The 16,563-nt window shown below is 64.6% G+C and carries 15 protein-coding genes; 7 read left to right on the top strand and 8 right to left on the bottom strand.

The window, feature by feature from the left end; all coding sequences use genetic code 11:
- Window positions 1-2 precede the first annotated feature (2 nt).
- From HU736_RS19505 to HU736_RS19490, 4 genes are all read left to right on the top strand, one after another.
- Window positions 3-650 (top strand): alginate O-acetyltransferase AlgF, encoded by a 648-nt coding sequence (locus HU736_RS19505; protein WP_186701061.1) that lies wholly within the window; start codon window positions 3-5, stop codon window positions 648-650.
- A 32-nt stretch (window positions 651-682) separates the two neighbouring features.
- A complete protein-coding gene (locus tag HU736_RS19500) occupies window positions 683-2,137 on the top strand; it encodes a mannose-1-phosphate guanylyltransferase/mannose-6-phosphate isomerase (protein ID WP_103438515.1) in 1,455 nt (484 codons plus the stop codon).
- 233 nt (window positions 2,138-2,370) lie between these two features.
- Window positions 2,371-2,835 (top strand): multidrug transporter, encoded by a 465-nt coding sequence (locus tag HU736_RS19495; RefSeq protein WP_101322052.1) that lies wholly within the window; start codon window positions 2,371-2,373, stop codon window positions 2,833-2,835.
- Window positions 2,836-2,894: 59 nt separating this feature from the next.
- Entirely contained in the window at window positions 2,895-3,719 is an 825-nt protein-coding gene (locus HU736_RS19490; RefSeq protein WP_103438516.1) for an SDR family oxidoreductase, read from the top strand.
- A gap of 3 nt (window positions 3,720-3,722) precedes the next feature.
- Here HU736_RS19490 and HU736_RS19485 read toward each other — a convergent pair whose 3' ends face one another.
- From HU736_RS19485 to HU736_RS19470, 4 genes are all read right to left on the bottom strand, one after another.
- Window positions 3,723-5,171: an efflux transporter outer membrane subunit gene (locus HU736_RS19485; RefSeq protein ID WP_186701060.1), complete on the bottom strand. Its 1,449-nt coding sequence runs from the start codon at window positions 5,169-5,171 to the stop codon at window positions 3,723-3,725.
- Window positions 5,168-6,229, bottom strand: coding sequence for an HlyD family secretion protein (locus HU736_RS19480; RefSeq protein ID WP_186701059.1), 1,062 nt, complete (start codon window positions 6,227-6,229; stop codon window positions 5,168-5,170). Before HU736_RS19480 ends, HU736_RS19485 begins: the two co-directional genes overlap by 4 nt.
- Window positions 6,230-6,256: 27 nt before the next feature.
- Window positions 6,257-7,777 (bottom strand): MFS transporter, encoded by a 1,521-nt coding sequence (locus tag HU736_RS19475; RefSeq protein WP_186701058.1) that lies wholly within the window; start codon window positions 7,775-7,777, stop codon window positions 6,257-6,259.
- A 121-nt stretch (window positions 7,778-7,898) separates the two neighbouring features.
- The gene (locus HU736_RS19470) at window positions 7,899-8,807 is read right to left on the bottom strand and encodes a LysR family transcriptional regulator (RefSeq protein WP_103438520.1); all 909 of its coding nucleotides are present in this window, start codon (window positions 8,805-8,807) and stop codon (window positions 7,899-7,901) included.
- A 153-nt stretch (window positions 8,808-8,960) separates the two neighbouring features.
- Here HU736_RS19470 and HU736_RS19465 point away from each other — a divergent pair, with 153 nt between their 5' ends.
- Window positions 8,961-9,410 (top strand): universal stress protein, encoded by a 450-nt coding sequence (locus HU736_RS19465; protein ID WP_186701057.1) that lies wholly within the window; start codon window positions 8,961-8,963, stop codon window positions 9,408-9,410.
- A 168-nt stretch (window positions 9,411-9,578) separates the two neighbouring features.
- On the opposite strand, the gene HU736_RS19460 is transcribed toward HU736_RS19465, so the two are convergent.
- The 4 genes from HU736_RS19460 to HU736_RS19445 are packed head-to-tail and all read right to left on the bottom strand — an operon-like array spanning window position 9,579 to window position 14,325.
- Complete coding sequence (locus HU736_RS19460; protein WP_186701056.1) at window positions 9,579-10,439, bottom strand: efflux RND transporter periplasmic adaptor subunit; 861 nt, start codon at window positions 10,437-10,439, stop codon at window positions 9,579-9,581.
- 10 nt (window positions 10,440-10,449) lie between these two features.
- Complete coding sequence (locus HU736_RS19455) at window positions 10,450-10,650, bottom strand: DUF1656 domain-containing protein (RefSeq protein WP_103438523.1); 201 nt, start codon at window positions 10,648-10,650, stop codon at window positions 10,450-10,452.
- Window positions 10,640-12,802, bottom strand: coding sequence for an FUSC family protein (locus tag HU736_RS19450; protein WP_186701055.1), 2,163 nt, complete (start codon window positions 12,800-12,802; stop codon window positions 10,640-10,642). Before HU736_RS19450 ends, HU736_RS19455 begins: the two co-directional genes overlap by 11 nt.
- A complete protein-coding gene (locus HU736_RS19445; RefSeq protein ID WP_186701054.1) occupies window positions 12,799-14,325 on the bottom strand; it encodes an efflux transporter outer membrane subunit in 1,527 nt (508 codons plus the stop codon). The genes HU736_RS19450 and HU736_RS19445 overlap by 4 nt, the downstream gene beginning before the upstream one ends.
- A gap of 177 nt (window positions 14,326-14,502) precedes the next feature.
- On the opposite strand from HU736_RS19445, the gene HU736_RS19440 reads away from it, so the two are divergent.
- Both HU736_RS19440 and HU736_RS19435 read left to right on the top strand, forming a co-directional pair.
- Complete coding sequence (locus HU736_RS19440; protein ID WP_101322063.1) at window positions 14,503-15,450, top strand: LysR family transcriptional regulator; 948 nt, start codon at window positions 14,503-14,505, stop codon at window positions 15,448-15,450.
- A gap of 117 nt (window positions 15,451-15,567) precedes the next feature.
- The gene (locus tag HU736_RS19435; RefSeq protein WP_186701053.1) at window positions 15,568-16,542 is read left to right on the top strand and encodes a 2-hydroxyacid dehydrogenase; all 975 of its coding nucleotides are present in this window, start codon (window positions 15,568-15,570) and stop codon (window positions 16,540-16,542) included.
- The last annotated feature ends 21 nt before the right edge of the window (window positions 16,543-16,563 follow it).

The following is a 16,563-nucleotide window of genomic DNA, read 5'->3' as shown; positions in this document are numbered from 1 at the left end:
ACATGTCCATCAAGCCATCTTTTGCCAAAGTCTTCACCCTCGCTGCGGGCCTGTCGCTGGCCTCGCTGCAAGCCTTCGCCGGCGCCGACGCCGCACTGTACGGCCCAAGCGCACCGAAAGGCTCAAGCTTCGTGCGCCTGTACAACGCCAGCAGCGCACCGACTGCCGCCAGTGTCGGCAACACCCAGATCAAGCAGGTCGGCGCGCAGTCCAGCAGTGACTTCAGCTTCCTCCCGGGCGGCGACTACAGCGCCCAGGTCGGTGGCAAGTCGGTGCCGGTGAAGCTCGCCTCGGACAAGTATTACACCCTGGTCAACAACGCCAGCGGCAGCCCGCAACTGATCGAAGAGCCACCGTTCAAGAACAAGCAAAAGGCATTGGTGCGGGTGCAGAACCTCACCGACCAGGCGCTGACCCTGAAAACCGCCGACGGCAAGACCGAAGTGGTCAAGCCGGTAGCCGCCCATGCGCGCGGCGAGCGCGAGATCAATCCGGTAAAGGTCAACCTGGCCCTGTACCAAGGCGACAAGAAAGTCAGCGACATCAAACCTGTCGCGCTGGAACGCGGTGAAGCCGCCGTGCTGTACGTCACCGGCTCCGGCAGCAGCCTGGCCCCGGTGTGGGTAACCCGTCCTGTCTCGACCAACTGATTTCTGCCTCTATCAACCTTTGGAGAAACATCATGATTCCGGTAATCCTTTCTGGTGGTAGCGGCTCGCGTCTGTGGCCTTTGTCGCGTAAACAGTTCCCCAAGCAGTTCCTCGCCCTGACCGGTGAGCACACGCTGTTCCAGCAAACCCTCGAGCGCCTGGTGTTCGAAGGCATGCAAGCGCCGATCGTGGTCTGCAACAAGGACCACAAGTTCATCGTCAACGAGCAGCTGACTGCACTGAACCTGCAGACCCAGGCGATCCTGATGGAGCCGTTTGGCCGCAACACCGCGCCGGCCGTGGCCATCACCGCGATGAAACTGGTCAATGAAGGCAGCGACGAGCTTATGCTGGTGCTGCCGGCTGACCATGTGATCGATGACCAGAAGGCCCTGCAACGTGCCCTCGCCCTGGCCACCGTGGCGGCCGAGCGTGGCGAGATGGTGCTGTTCGGCGTGCCGGCAACCAAACCGGAAACCGGCTACGGCTACATCCGTTCCAGCCAGGATGCCCTGCTGCCGGAAGGCGTCGCCCGGGTTGCGCAGTTTGTCGAAAAGCCTGACGAAAAACGCGCCACCGAGTTCGTCCGCAGCGGCGGCTACTTCTGGAACAGCGGCATGTTCCTGTTCCGCGCCAGCCGCTTCCTCGAAGAGCTGAAAAAACACGATCCGGATATCTACGACACCTGCCTGCTGGCACTCGAGCGCAGCGAAGAAGACGGCGACTACCTGAGCATCGACGAAGCCACCTTCGCCTGCTGCCCGGACAACTCGATCGACTACGCCGTGATGGAAAAGACCCAGCGCGCCTGCGTGGTGCCACTGACCGCAGGCTGGAGCGACGTCGGCTGCTGGTCGTCGCTGTGGGATGTGCACGAGAAAGACGCCAACGGCAATGTCACCAAAGGCGACGTGGTGGTGCAGGACAGCCACAACTGCATGATCCACGGCAACGGCAAGCTGGTCTCGGTGATCGGTCTTGAGAACATCGTCGTGGTCGAGACCAAGGACGCCATGATGATTGCCCACAAAGACAAGGTCCAGGGCGTCAAGCAGATGGTCAACACCCTCGACAAGCAAGGCCGCAGCGAGACCCAGAACCATCTTGAGGTGTATCGCCCATGGGGCTCGTACGACTCGGTGGACATGGGCGGCCGCTTCCAGGTCAAGCACATCACCGTCAAGCCCGGCGCCAGCCTGTCGCTGCAGATGCACCACCACCGCGCCGAGCATTGGATCGTGGTATCGGGCACGGCTGAAGTGACCTGTGACGAGAACGTGTTCCTGCTCACCGAAAACCAATCGACCTACATCCCGATCGCCTCGGTGCACCGCTTGCGCAACCCGGGCAAGATCCCGCTGGAAATCATCGAAGTGCAGTCCGGCAGCTACCTGGGTGAAGACGACATCGAACGCTTCGAAGACGTCTACGGCCGCAGCGCCACGCCGATCGAGCGCGGCATTTCGGTGAAAACCATCGCCCAGTAATCCTCCCAGCCATACACGGTCCGTGTAGGAGCGGCCTTGTGTCGCGAAAGGCCAGCGTAGCTGGCCCGGCAATGTCAGCGGCGAAGCTGAAAATGCGGGGCCGCTACGCAGCCCTTTCGCGACACAAGGCCGCTCCTACACGCGACCGTGTCGTCCATGTCACACCGCTTTTCATCCCCACCACTATTTCAGCTAGGATGTGCCAACCCGCACACCCAAGGCTTGCCCTCCCCATGATCATCGGCGCTCTGCTTATCCTGACCTGGCTGGTTCTGCTCATTCGCTACCCGGCCAAGGCTCTGCCGATTTCCCTTGCTGCTGTGCTCGGCCTCGGTTTGATCGCCCTCTGGGTTGCCTGGCAAGACACTCGCGAATCCAACCAACTGGCCCGCCTCGACCTGCGCCTGCAATACGCCCCTGAACTGTGCCCAGCCGACCGCAGCCTGCGCGTGAGCATGAAAAACGCCAACAGCGTGCCGCTCACCGAACTGCGCTGGCAGGTCGGCGCCTACGCCCCCGGCGACACGGTCAACCTCGCCGAAAACACCTACAGCACGCCGCGCTATCGCGGCCCCGGCGACCTGCAGCCAGGCGCCGAGTGGAACGACTGCCTGCCACTGCCGCCGTTGCGCTCCGGCTACCGCGCGCAAACCCTGGAGTTTCGTGCCGAACGCCTGCAAGGCTCGTTTGCCAACTAGCCGCAGGCTGATTTGTCTGGGGTATGATCGAGCACCTTGCACAGCCCACAGGCCCCGCCATGCCCACAGTCCTGATCACCGGTTGCTCCAGCGGCATCGGCCGCGCCCTTGCCGATGCCTTTCGTGATGCCGGTCATGAGGTCTGGGCCACCGCGCGCAAGCCCGAAGCCGTTGCCCAACTGGCTGCAGCGGGCTTTACCGCGCGACAGTTGGACGTCAATGACAGCGCCGAGCTGACACGCCTCACAGATGAGCTGCAAGCCAGCCATGGCGGCCTCGATATCCTCATCAACAATGCCGGCTACGGCGCCATGGGCCCTGTGCTCGATGGCGGTGTCGATGGGTTACGCGAGCAATTCGAAACCAACGTGTTCGCGCTGGTCGGGGTAACTCGCACGCTGTTCCCGCTGCTGCGGCGTAATCGCGGCCTGGTGATCAACATCGGTAGCGTCTCTGGCGTGCTGGTGACGCCATTCGCCGGTACTTATTGCGCGTCCAAGGCCGCCGTGCACGCGCTGAACACCGCGCTGCGCCTGGAGCTGGCGCCGTTTGGCATTCGCGTGATGGAAGTCCAGCCCGGCGCCATCGCTTCGCAATTTGCCAGCAACGCCCAGCAGCAGGCTGAACACCTGATAGCGGCGGATTCACCGTGGTGGCCGCTGCGCGAGCACATCCGCGCGCGAGCCCGCGCCTCGCAGGACAAGCCAACGCCAACCGCCGAGTTCGCCCAAGGCGTGCTGGCGGCAGCGGGCAAGTCACCGGTGCCGGCCCTGGTGCGGCTGGGCAACGGCAGCCGGGCGCTGCCACTGTTGGCGTGGCTGCTGCCGCGACGTTTGCTCGACAGCATCCTGCGCAAGCGCTTTGGCCTGTTACGACCGCTCTGACAGCTAAGCCTTCGGCGGCGCCTCGGCGAATGCTTGCCAGCCGCCACCGAGCGCCTTGTACAAGCCGACCATCGCCTGCGAGACGGCCGCCGAACTGTCGATCCACTGCTCTTCGCTGGCCAGCAGCGCCGTCTGCACCGTGAGCACGTTGAGAAAGTCCACCGCGCCTTCCACGTACTGCTGCTGAGCGGTGTCCAGGGCGATGCGGTTTTCGCGCACGGCCTCGGCCAGGTGATCGCGACGCAGCTGGCTGGCGTTGTACAGGCGCAGCACATCGTCGATTTCGTGCCAGGCGCCGAGCACCACCTTGCGGTAGTTCAGCGCGGCCTCCTGCTGCTGCGCTTCACGCAACTGCAGCGTGCCCTTGAGCCGGCCACCTTCAAAGATCGGCAGCGACAGTTGCGGGCCAAAAGCAAACCGTCGTGAGTCCCAGCCGCTAAAGTCCGCCAATTGCAGGGCTTGCATACCGACGTTGCCCGACAGCCGAATACGCGGATAGAAGTCCGCCTTGGCCACGCCGATGCTGGCAGTTGCCGCATGCAGGCGCGCTTCGGCCTGGCGAATATCCGGGCGGCGCTCGGCCAACTCCGACGGCAAGCCAACTGCAAAGCGCTGCTGCGGCACCGGCAGTTCGCCCGGCGCCAGCAGCTCGGCCTGCAAACTGCGCGGCGGCTCGGCGGCGAGCAGGCTGAGGGCATTGATCAGGTCGTCACGCCTCGCTTGTAAGGTAGGTAAACGCGCTTCGATCGAGGCAACCTGAGCGCTGGCCTGGGCGACATCCAGGCGCGTCGCGACGCCCTCGGCCTGACGGTCGCGGGACAGTTGCAGGCTGTGCCGAGCGACCTTGAGATTGTTTTCGGTCACCTCCAGCGTTTGCTGCACGGCACGCAACTGGATGTAATCGCCGGCGGTCTCTGCGAGCAGCGCCAGCAACACGCCGCGGCGGTCCTGCTCGGCAACCGCCACGCTCGCATCGGCAGCTTCCACCTGACGGCGCACCCGGCCCCATAGATCCAGCTCCCAGCCCGCAACCAGGTCGCCCTGCCAAAGGTTGTAGGCCGATTTGCCGGCATTGCCGGACGGGTCATTCAGACCCTCGGCACTGTTGCGCGCGCGACTGTAGCCGGCATCCAGACCTAACGAAGGCGTCTCGTCAGCTGCAATCGTGCTGCGCAGCGCGCGGCTTTGCAGCAGGCGCGCACTGGCAATCTGCAGATCGAGGTTGTTGGCGGCGACGCGCTGGATCAGCGCGCTCAGCCTGGCATCGTGAAAACTCTCCCACCAACGCACTTGCAGTGGTTCGGCCAAGGGCTGGCTGGCGGCGGCCTCACCTTGCACCGGCGCCCATTGCTGTGGTGCCTGGCTGGCCGGGCGCTGAAAATCAGGGCCCTGGCTGCAACCGGCCAATGCGACAGCGAGCAGCAACGGGCTGAAGCGGACAAGTGCACTCATCGCGTGCTCACCTGCTGGCTGTCGAGCGAATCGCCCTGTGTGTCGATACTGACCACCACCGACATGCCCACGCGCAGGCGCGACAGCAACGGCTGGCCATCATCGAAAACGATCTTCACCGGTATCCGCTGCACAACTTTGGTGAAGTTGCCGGTGGCGTTGTCGGGTTTGACTGCGGCAAAGGTCACGCCGGTGGCAGGGGCGATGCTCTGCACATGGCCTTTGAGGGTCACGTCGGAATAGGTATCGACGCTGATGCTGACCGGCTGCCCCGGTTGCACATGGGTCAGCTGGGTTTCCTGGAAGTTACCGACCACGTAGGCCTGCTCCAGCGGCACCACCGACAGTAGCCGGGCGCCAGGGGTGACATAGGCGCCAACCCGCAGGGCGCGCTCGCCGACCATGCCCGCTACCGGCGCAGTAATGCGGGTGTGCGACAGGTCCAACTGGGCCTTGTCGACACCGGCTTCAGCGCGCTTGAGCTGGCCATCGGCGCTGGCGACCTGGGCCGTGAGAATATCCACCTGCTTGCGCGTCGCTACCAATGCGGCCTGGCTGTTGGCTTGTTGCGCCCGCGCCTGATCGACCCGGCTGCGCGCTTGTTGCGCGTTCTGCACGGTGCCCGCGCCCTGCTCGGCCAAGCGGCCGTAGCGTTTGACCTCCTGTTCGGCAAACGCCGCCTGCGCCTGAGCCGCCTTGAGCGCGGCCTCGGCCTGGGCGATCAGCGCAGCCTGGCGTTCAAGGGTGGCGCGCGCATCGGCGCTCTGCGCCTTGGCCACCAGCACCTGAGCCTGCGCGGCGGCCAAAGCCGCCTCATAGTCGCGGGCATCGATAGTGGCCAGCAGCTGACCAGCCTGGACCTGCTGGTTGTCTTCGACCAGCACCTCCTGGATAAACCCGGCAACCTTTGGCGCCACCACGGTGTAGTCCGCGCTGACATAGGCATCGTTGGTCTGCTGCCGGTGATCACTGCTCAGCAGCCACGGCCCAACCAGTGCAGCCAGCACAGCCACGGCCAGCACCGAGCCGATGACGATAGTCTTGCGATTGTTGCTCATGTTCAGTGTTCTCGAATTCAGTCGGGTTCAGGCCACCGCGCGGGGTGGGTAAACCCGGGTGGGCGCAAAAGGAATCAGGCAAATCAGGGCCACGGCGACACAGGCCAGCAGCAGGTAGAGGTCGGCCGAGGTCAGCACCAGCGCCTGCTGGTGCACGCGCTGAGCCAGCCCGACTGTGCGGTCATCAAGCAGCGGTGCATTGCCCAGGCTGTCCACCAGGTGATTGGAATGAAAGTGCCGGCGCAGCGTGCCGACGGCTTCCAGCAGGCCCGCAGCGATCACTGCCGCAAGGCCTTTGACGGTGTTGAACCAGGCCGAAGCGAACGGCCCTTCCTGCGGCGACATGCCGTTGGTGGAGAGCATCAGCAACGGCAGCACGGCCATCGGTTGGCCGAACACCTGCAACAGGTAAAAGCCGTAGAAATCGTTGCGAATCCACTGCGAGGTCAACTGGCTGCTGCCCACACAAGACAGCGCCAGCATGCCCAGGCCCAGCGCCAGCACCCAACGGCAGTCCACTGCGCGGATGTTGCACAGCGCGGCAGTCAGCGGCAGCGCGGCCAGTTGCGGCATCGCCACCAGCAGCATCAGCGGGCTGCTCTGCGCCGGCCGGTAGCCCTGAATCTGCGCCAGGTACGCCGAAGGGATCGAGCCCAGCCCGGACAACACAATCAGCACCCCGGCGAGGGTCAGCAGGGCAAAACTCAGGTTGCGCCGCGAGAGCATGCGCAACTGAAAGAACGGCACCGGCTCGGACCACTCGTTGTACATGAACAGCAGCAACAGCAGCAGGCCGCCGCCGAGCAGCCAACAGATCAGCGGCGAGTCCAGCCAGCCCCAGCGGTCGCCCAGCGACAACCCGAGGACGATGCAGCTGAGTGCAGGCAAGCCCAGCAGCACGCCGCGCCAGTTGAACTGCTTGAAGCGCTCCAGCCGCAGCGGGTCCTGCGGCAGGCCCCAGGCCACACAAGCCATGGCCAGCAGCGACGGCAGGATGATCTGCCAGAACGCCCATTGCCAGCCAACGTATTCGGTCCACAGGCCCGCCAGAGGCGTGCCGAGATTGGGTCCGAAGGTAGCGGTCAGGGCATAGCAGGCCAGGCCATAGACTTTGATCCCCGGTGGCAGAAAGCGCAGCGCCACGCTCATCAGCATCGGCGGCAAGGCGCCTGCGGCCAGGCCCTGAACGATCCGCAGCAGCATCAGGCTGTGCAGGTTCGGCGCATAGGGTTGCAGCAGGCCCAACATGGCAAACACGGCTATTGCGCAAAGGGTGAAGCGACGCAGGGAAAAGGTCGTCGCCAGCCACGGCGAAAAGGCCATCGCCGACACCGACGCAGCCGCATAGACCGCCAGCAACCAGGCGCCCTCGTCGGCACCGATGCCCATCGCGCCGCGAATGTCGTTCAAGGAAATCTTGGTGACCGCCTCATTCAACCCGGCGCAGAGCACAGCCAGCAGCACACCGAACAGCCCGACCACCACGCGCAGGCCAAATGCGGCCTGAGCGGGGGCGGAAGCCGCAGGGGTGGCGGAAAGCGAGGTCATATCAGCGAAATCTCCAGCAACAATTTGCACTGGAGGCATTTTAAAAAGATCGAATGCTTACGAAAACTGACTTATCGCCAGCTTTAAATTGCGTCAGACGCAATCCGCATTTGTCTCGAGTTCAAGGTTCAAGCCCGCAACAGGCCTTCAAGGTCTGGCGCAGCCAACGGTGCGCTGGGTCGCTATCAAAGCGCGGGTGCCAGGCCTGCATGACATTGACCCGCTCCAGCGCCAGAGGGATCTCGAACGAGCGCAGCGGCAGGCCGAGCTTGCTGACACTGCTGAGAATATTCGCCGGCATCGGCAGAATCAGGTCCGAATCGGGTAGTGAAAACAACGCCGAGTGGAAGCTCGGGGTGATCAGGGCCACCCGCCGCTGCACCTTGCAGTGGGCCAGTTCGACATCGATCGGCCCGTTGGCGCGCCCCCGGCGCGATACGCTGATCTGTGGATAACTGGCAAAGCTCTGCGCTGTCACCGGCTCGGCGAAGATCGGATGGTCCTGCCGCGCCAAGCCGATATAGAACGTCTGAAACAGGCTCTGTACCTTGATCTCCGGGCCCAGATCGACAGTCGAGCTGATGATCAGGTCGGTGCGCCCATCACGCAGCACACTGTCGTCGTCGCCGCCTGGGCTTTCCGGGATGAAGCGCAGCACCGTACGCGGCGCCTGCTCGTGCATCATGCGCAGCAACTGCGCGCCGTACAGGGCAATGAACAGGTCATTGGTGCGGATGTTGAAAGCACGGTCGAGGTTGGCCAGATCGACCGTATCGGCACTGCGAAAGACCTGTCCGGCCTGTTCCACCAGCACGCTGACCTGCTCGCGCAGGGCGAGCGCCCGTGGCGTCGGCACCAGGCCACGACCGGCGCGGACCAGAATCGGGTCACCGAGCGCATCGCGAATCCGCCCCAGGGTCCGGCTCATCGCCGCCGGGCTCAGGTTCATCCGCTGCGCAGCACCGACCACACTGCCCTCATCAAGCAAGGCATCAAGGGCAACCAGCAGGTTCATGTCCGGGAGTTGCATGGCCGGTTTCCGTGACTGTTGTGGGAATGTGCATGTTAACAGCTCGCACGATTGCGCCAGACGCAACGACACCGTGCGTGCGGGGCCATTTATCCACAGCTGGAGCTCCGCTCAAAATGGCCTGCCGGCCACATCGCCTCGCGAGGACCCCCTATGCTCCGCTCTGTACTGATCGCCATCGACGCATCCCCCGCCACCAGCACCCTGCTGGCCCTGGCGCAGCGCTTCTGCCGCCCCGATCTGCACCAGTTGCATGTGCTGCTGGCGATCGACTCGACCTTCGCCGTGCATGAGCAACCCGCGCCCTTCACCCAGGCTGAGCGCGAGGAATACCCCGCTGCCTGCGAAGAGCAGCAACACGCAGAGGCCGCCATCGCCGCCGCGGTACAGACCTTGCGCGCTGGCGGCTTTGTAGCTGAAGGCAGCCTGCGTGCCGACCAACCGGTAGATGCCATCATCGCTCAAGCCCAGGCGCTGGACTGCGAACTGATCGTCATGGGCCACCGCCACATGTCACGGCTGGGGCGGCTGCTGGATCCGTCGATCAGCGCCAAGGTGCTGGATCGGGTCGAGATACCGGTGTTGGTGGGGGTGGCGGATTAGAAGCTTGCGTTTGGTTCGAGTACGCCGGCGGCGCTGCGCACCCCTTTCGCGACACAAGGCCGCTCCTACGGCGACCGCGTAAGTCGATCGTGCGCGGTCACTTGTAGCGGCCTTGTGTCGCGAAAGGGCCGCGCAGCGCCCCAGCAGTAATGGACACTATCGCGTTCGCTACTTTCCACCAGGCCTCACCACCACCGTACAGGTCGTCCCGGCCGCCAGCAGAAACCCCTCCGGCACTGCATCGATACGAATCCGCACCGGCACGCGCTGGGCCAGACGTACCCAGTTGAAGGTCGGGTTGACATCGGCGATCAGCTCGCGGCTTTGTGGGTTGTCGCGGTCGTAGATGCCGCGGGCGATGCTCTCGACATGGCCGCTGAGGCGTTCGCCGCTCATCATCTGCAGCTCGGCCTGATCACCGACGCGCACGTGCGGCAGCTTGGTCTCTTCAAAAAAGCCGTAGACCCAGAACGAGTGCTCGTCGACCACCGCCATCACCGGCTCACCGGTGCGCGCATAGTCGCCGCGGTGGACGTTGAGGTTGGTCACGTAGCCGTCGACGGTGGCGAGGATGCGCGTGCGTTTCAGGTCCAGCTCGGCGGCGGCCAGCTGCGCAAGGGCCTGCTGGTAATCGGCATGGGCCGAGTTGGCGATGTTGCTGGCGTCGTCACGGTTTTCCTTGGAAATAACCAGGTTGTCGAGATCGGCCCGGCGCTTGGCGTTGACCTTGCGCATCTCCCAGGTGGCCTTGCGTGAAGCCACCAGCGCCTTGGCCTGGTCGACCGCAACCTGGTAATGCTCGGCGTCGATCTGGATCAGCACATCGCCCTTCTTGACCCGCTGGTTATCGCGCACCGGCACATCGGTGACGTAGCCCGGCACATCGGCGGCGACATTGATGATGTCGGCGCGCACGCGGCCATCGCGGGTCCACGGGGTGGTCATGTAGTGCAGCCACAGCTGGCGGCCAATGGCCACGGCTGCGACCAGCACCAGCAGGGTGGCGATCAGGCTGAAGAACTTTTTCATCGAGGGGTTCTCACCAGTAGACAGTCAGCGCCAGCGCGCCGAAGAGGCAGATGAACAGGCACAGGCGCAGCAGCGCCGGGTGCCAGAAGAAGCGGTAGCCGTCATGGCTGGCGATAAACCGGTCCAGGCCCCAGGCCAGGCCTGCGGCAAGCACAAACAACAAGGTCATGGTCGGCATGTACACACCATGGAAGGCAATTTCACGGGGCATGCGGCAGTCCTTGCGCCAGTGGCGATTGGGGGTCGAGCAGCGAGCTGCGGATGAAGTGCAGGTAGCTCTGCGCACGGCGCAGCAGCGAGGTGTCGAAGTGCCGGGCGAACGGCTCGTCGGTGGCCTGCACGCGGCTGATGGCGTGGTCGACGGCGACCAGCGCGCGTTCGTGGTTGCTGGCGCTGGGCTGCAGGAACAACCGCGCCAGGGCACGGCCCATGACTCGGATCGCCTGGCGCCAAGGCTGCGACTCGGCATAGGCCGGGTGCACGGGCGCGTTGTGTTGCTCCTTGCGCAGCTCGATCACGGCGTGGCCGATTTCCAGCACGACGAACATCCAGCGCATCAGTTGGCTCTGTACCTGCGGCTTGCCGGCAGCCAGGCCGTAGGCTTGATGGAGCAGGTCGCGGGTGCGGCTGTCGAAGGCCGAACCGAGCCCGCGCAGGCGCCCACCGATGGCGAACAGCACCTGCTCGCGCAAGTCCTGCTCCAGCCGGCTCCATAACCAGCGGCTGTTCGGCGGCAGGATGATGGCCCCGGCGGCGGCGCAGACCAGCATGCCCAGGAGCATGCCGATGTAGTCGTTGATGAAGGTGTACGGGTTGTACACAGTCAGGTTGTTCGGCACCGAGCCGATCGCGAAGAACACCAGCAGGCCGATCCCATAACCGGCATAGGCTGGTCGCGACGAGAGAAACGCGCCAAGCACGAACACCGGCGCCAGCACCATGCACAGCAGCGGGAAACCGTCGATCCAGGGGAACACGAAAAAGGTTTCGAAAAAGCCGATGAAGGCCCCGAGCAGCGTGCCGCAGGCCATTTGGAACGACATGCGTTTGGGGTTTGGCGAAGCAGCCGATAGACCGGCGGTGACGGTTGCGATCAGGGTCATCATCGCCCCGCTCGGCCAGTCGCTGAGCAGCCAATAGCTGCCGAGCAAGAGCAGTACCACCGAGGCGCGCAGGCCGGCCGCCAGCGACACCAGCCAGTTGGTCCGCGACACGTACGGTTCGTCCCACTGCTCGCGCTGGTGGCTATGCGCCGACAGTGAGGCGTGGGTCTGGGCATAGCTGAACATCTCATCGACCAGGCGATAGAGCAGCTCAAAGGCCGTATGAAAATCGAGCAGCTCGGCTTCGCTGGGATGGGTTTGCAGATACTCGCTGCGCAGGCCGCGCACCTGGGCTTGCAGGCCATCTTTGTAGGCGGCCAGTTCGAGGGTCAGGCGCAATGCGTCGGCTTCGGTCAGGGCCCGGCCCACGTAGGGTTCGAGCAGCTCGACGAGGGTTTCCAGGCCCGGCTCGATGGCGCCGACAATCTGCAAAGGGCCACGCGCGCGCAGCCGTTCGAGCAGTTGATGAAGGGCATTGAAGCGGGTGCTGACGGCCATGAACTCGCTGTTCATGCGCACCAGTCGGCCGCTGCGACGGCGCATGTGCGGGTCTTCGAAGGCGGTGACGTTGCGCAGGCTCTCCAGGCCCACCGCCTCGGCGATGAAACGCACATTGCTGGCTTCGAAACGGTCGCGCTGAGTGTTGCCGCGCAGCGCCTCGACCACCACCCCGGCAAACACGCCAAAGCGCTGATACAAGGCATTGCGCATGGCGGCGCTGGCCGACTGCGGCAGGATCGCCGCGCTGACCAGGGTCGACACGAGGATGCCCAGGGAGATTTCCAGCACCCGCCACACCGCCGCCATAAACGCTTGCTCGGGGTGCTCCAGTACCGGCAGGCCGATCATCGCTGCGGTGTAGCCGGCCAGCACGAAGCCATAGGCACGGAAGGTGCGATAGCGCATGGCCCCGGCCGAGCACAGGCCGACCCACAGCGCCAGGCTTGGCAAGAACAGCTCACTGTTCTGCGGGAAGATCGCAATCAACGCGACCATCATCGCCGAGCCAGCCAAGGTGCCTAACACCCGGTAGAAGCTCTTGGCGAAGACGTGCCCACTCTGCGGCTGCATGACGATGAACACGGTGATCATCGCCGTGCGCGGCTGCGGCAGTTCCAGGCGCATGGCCAGCCACAGGGTAATGAACGCCGCCACCAGCACCTTGAAGATGTACACCCAGGTCACCCCGTCGGTGCGCGCCCAGGCAAAGAAGCCGCGGCGCCATTCCAGGCTGTGCAGCCAGTTCCAGAGCAGGCTCATCGGCGGTCGCCAAGACGATCGACTATGGCCAGGCTGGCCGGCGGTTTCGGCGCGGCCTGTTGCGCTGGCGCGGGCACGTCGTCCCCGGCCTGCAAGCCGCCGCCCAACGCCGTGACCAGTTCGGCGTGAGCAGTCAGGCGCGCGGCCTGTACCTGCTGCTGAATCTGCTGCTGGCGAAACAGCAACGTCTGCGCATTAAGCACGTTGACGTAGTCGGTCAGGCCGCGCTGGAAGGCCACCAGGGCGATGTCGTAGGTCTTCTGCGCGGCGGCCACCGACTGCTCGGCGAAGTGCGCCTGCTCGTGCATCGACTCACGGCGGATCAACTGGTCGGAGATGCCTTTCAACGCGCTGACCACCGTCTGGTTGTAGCGCGCCACCGCCACGTCATAACCGGCCGAAGCGACCCCCAGCTGTGCCCGCAGGCGGCCGCCATCGAACACCGGCAGGCTGATCGCCGGGCCGACGTTGTAGTTGAACTTGCGCCCGCTGAGAAACGCCAGCGCACCACCGCCGGTGGCCATGAACCCTAGGCTGCCGACCAGATCGACATTGGGCATGAAGCTGGCGTGGACGACTTCGATACCGCGCGCCTGAGCCGCCACCTGCCACCGCCTGGCGACTACATCCGGGCGCTGGCCGACCAGCTCGGCGGGCAGTGTCGAGGGCAATTGCAGCGGCGCAGCGAGGGCCAGGGTCGGCCGCTGCAACTGCACGCCCTCGCCCGGGCCTTTGCCTGCCAACGCTGCCAGCTGGTTACGCGCCAGGGCAATCGCCTCGTTGACTGCATCCAGCTGGCGGTGGGTTTCGGGCAGCGGCGCCTCGGCCTGGCTGACTTCGAAGTGGGTCCCGATGCCGCCATCAAGGCGACGCCTGGCCAGGACCACGAGCTGCTCCTGCTGCTCAAGCTCGGCCTGGACGATGTCGCGCTGAGCAAAGTGCAGGGCAAACTGGATGTAGACCTTGACCAGGTTGTTTTCCAGCTCGAGCTGGGCCTGGCGCGCTTCGGCCACGTTCATGTGCGCGAGGTCGAGCGCCTGCTCGCTGGCACTGCGCTCACCGCCCCACAGGTCAAGCGCGTAGCTCAAACCAAGGCCAGCGCTGTTGTCCCAGGTGTTGGCACCCGACAGCGCACCGGGGCCGTAGAACTGGTCCTCCGGCCAGTTGTGCCGTTTCAGGTTCGCCTGACCATTGCCCTGCAGCTGCTCGGCCGCTTCGCTGACACCGGCCAGCGCCCGCGCTTCGCGGACCCGCGCGGCGGCCATGGCCAGGCTTGGGCTGTCGGCTATGGCCAGTTCCAGCCAGCGATCCAGCTGGCGATCGCCATAGGCACGCCACCACTGCTGGCGCGGCCAGTGGGCGTCCGTGGCGGCCTCGGCGATGGCGTGGTCAGTGAGCAGGGTGTTGGCTTGCAGCGTCTGGGTTTGCGGGGCGATGCCCCAGGTTCCGATACAGCCCGACAAGGTCAGGCTCAGGGCACAGGCACTGAGCGCATTCAGCGCTCCGATGATGCGACGCGGCACAGCTGCGATTTCCCGAGAAGTGGATGAGGCCGGGCAATTCTAGGGGGCCGCCGGACTGGCGATAAGCGCATAAACCTGCGAATCTTTGTTACCAAAACAGCGATAATCCGCCTTTGGTCGAAGCAACGAATTCGTAACTTCATGTCACAATTTCGGCCTCTATTTTGAGAGTGACCCATGGACACCCTGCAAAACATGCGTGCGTTCAGCTGCGTGGCCCAGCTGGGCAGCTTCACCGCCGCCGCTGTGCAACTGGATACCACCACCGCCAACGTGTCGCGAGCGGTCTCCAACCTGGAAGCCCATCTGCAAACCCGCCTGCTCAACCGGACCACCCGGCGCATTGCCCTGACCGAAGCGGGCAAGCGCTACCTGATGCGCTGCGAGCAGATCCTTACCTATGTCGAGGAAGCTGAAGCCGAAGCCAGCGACGCCCATGCGCGGCCCGGCGGGCAGTTGAAGGTGCACTCGATGACCGGCGTCGGCCAGCACTTCGTGGTCGATGCCATCGCTCGCTATCGCGAAACCCACCCGGACGTTACCTTTGACCTGACCATGGCCAACCGCGTACCGGACCTGCTCGACGAGGGTTACGACGTGTCGATCGTGCTCGCCAGCGAGCTGCCCGACTCCGGCTTCGTCTCGCAGCGTCTGGGCATCACCTACAGCATCGTCTGTGCCTCGCCGGAATACGTCGCCCGCCACGGCATGGCGCACAAGCCGGCCGATCTGCTCAAGCACGCCTGCCTGCGCATGGTCAGCCCGGTCATTCCGCTGGAAAAATGGCTGTTCGACGGGCCTGAGGGCCAGGAGCTGGTCAACATCAACAGCTCGCCGTTTCAGGTCAACTCGGCCGATGCGATGAAGACCGCGATCCGCTCGGGTATGGGCGTCGGCGTTCTGCCGATCTACTCGGCCATCGATGGCCTGCGCGATGGCAGCCTGGTGCGGGTGATGCCGGACTACCGCCTGCAGGAGCTGAACCTGTACGCGATCTACCCGTCCCGGCAATACCTGGATGCCAAGATCAAGACCTGGGTCGAGTACCTGCGCAACTCGCTGCCGGAGATCCTCGCCGCCCATGAAGCCGACCTGAAAACCCACGAGCTGCTGGTTGCCCACTGAAAAAGCTGCTGCATTGGGGCCGGGACCAATGGTAGGTTGCTATGCATTGTTCTGGCGCCAGCCTCGACCTACGCCGTCGAGGCCGGCATACCCGTAGCGCCTTGCAGAGAGTTGCCGATGAAAAAGACCGTCCTGGCCTTCAGCCGCATTACCCCGGCCATGGCCGAGCGCCTGCAGCACGACTTCAACGTGATCGTGCCCAACCCCAAATTGGGTGACATCAGCGCCCAGTTCAACGAAGCACTGCCAGAGGCCCACGGCCTGATCGGCGCCGGGCGCAAGCTTGGCCGCGCGCAGCTGGAAGGCGCGGCCAAGCTGGAAGTGGTATCGAGCGTGTCGGTCGGCTACGACAACTACGACGTCGACTACTTCAACGAGCGCGGCATCGCCCTGACCAACACCCCCGACGTGCTCACCGAAAGCACCGCCGACCTCGGCTTCTCGCTGATCATGGGCTGCGCCCGACGCACCGCCGAGCTGGATGCCTGGACCAAGGCCGGCAACTGGAAAGCCACGGTCGGCCCGGAGCGCTTCGGCACTGACGTACATGGCAAGACCCTCGGCATCATCGGCATGGGCAATATCGGCGCGGCGATTGCCCGCCGTGGCCGCTTCGGTTTCAACATGTCGATCATGTATGCCGGCAACAGCCGCAAGCAGGCCCTGGAACAAGAGCTCGGCGCGCAGTACCGCAGCCTCGAGCAACTGCTGGCCGAAGCTGACTTCGTCTGCGTGGTGGTGCCGTTGTCGGAGGCCACGCGCAAGCTGATCGGCGCCCGCGAGCTGCGACTGATGAAGCCCAGCGCGTTCCTGATCAACATCGCCCGCGGGCCGGTGGTGGATGAGGCGGCGCTGATCGAGGCGCTGCAGGCCGGGACCATTCGTGGCGCGGGCCTGGACGTCTACGAGCATGAGCCGCTGGCTGAATCGCCGTTGTTCAGGCTGCCCAATGCGCTGACCTTGCCGCACATCGGCTCGGCCACCGCCGAGACTCGCGAGGCGATGGCCAACCGCGCGCTGGACAACCTGCGTTCGGCGCTGCTCGGTGAGCGGCCGCGGGATTTGGTCAATCCGCAGGTTTGGAAGGGCTGATCATCTACCGTAGGGGGCTGC

Origin of the sequence: Pseudomonas shirazensis (assembly GCF_014268785.2) — a bacterium.
Lineage (GTDB): Bacteria > Pseudomonadota > Gammaproteobacteria > Pseudomonadales > Pseudomonadaceae > Aquipseudomonas > Aquipseudomonas shirazensis.
This window is presented reverse-complemented; position numbering and strand designations above follow the sequence as displayed.

Coding starts and splice junctions, on each gene's coding strand:
- HU736_RS19505 (WP_186701061.1), top strand. CDS start 3: ATGTCCATCAAGCCATCTTTTGCCAAAGTCTTCACCCTCGCTGCGGGC.
- HU736_RS19500 (WP_103438515.1), top strand. CDS start 683: ATGATTCCGGTAATCCTTTCTGGTGGTAGCGGCTCGCGTCTGTGGCCT.
- HU736_RS19495 (WP_101322052.1), top strand. CDS start 2,371: ATGATCATCGGCGCTCTGCTTATCCTGACCTGGCTGGTTCTGCTCATT.
- HU736_RS19490 (WP_103438516.1), top strand. CDS start 2,895: ATGCCCACAGTCCTGATCACCGGTTGCTCCAGCGGCATCGGCCGCGCC.
- HU736_RS19485 (WP_186701060.1), bottom strand. CDS start 5,171: ATGAGTGCACTTGTCCGCTTCAGCCCGTTGCTGCTCGCTGTCGCATTG.
- HU736_RS19480 (WP_186701059.1), bottom strand. CDS start 6,229: ATGAGCAACAATCGCAAGACTATCGTCATCGGCTCGGTGCTGGCCGTG.
- HU736_RS19475 (WP_186701058.1), bottom strand. CDS start 7,777: ATGACCTCGCTTTCCGCCACCCCTGCGGCTTCCGCCCCCGCTCAGGCC.
- HU736_RS19470 (WP_103438520.1), bottom strand. CDS start 8,807: ATGCAACTCCCGGACATGAACCTGCTGGTTGCCCTTGATGCCTTGCTT.
- HU736_RS19465 (WP_186701057.1), top strand. CDS start 8,961: ATGCTCCGCTCTGTACTGATCGCCATCGACGCATCCCCCGCCACCAGC.
- HU736_RS19460 (WP_186701056.1), bottom strand. CDS start 10,439: ATGAAAAAGTTCTTCAGCCTGATCGCCACCCTGCTGGTGCTGGTCGCA.
- HU736_RS19455 (WP_103438523.1), bottom strand. CDS start 10,650: ATGCCCCGTGAAATTGCCTTCCATGGTGTGTACATGCCGACCATGACC.
- HU736_RS19450 (WP_186701055.1), bottom strand. CDS start 12,802: ATGAGCCTGCTCTGGAACTGGCTGCACAGCCTGGAATGGCGCCGCGGC.
- HU736_RS19440 (WP_101322063.1), top strand. CDS start 14,503: ATGGACACCCTGCAAAACATGCGTGCGTTCAGCTGCGTGGCCCAGCTG.
- HU736_RS19435 (WP_186701053.1), top strand. CDS start 15,568: ATGAAAAAGACCGTCCTGGCCTTCAGCCGCATTACCCCGGCCATGGCC.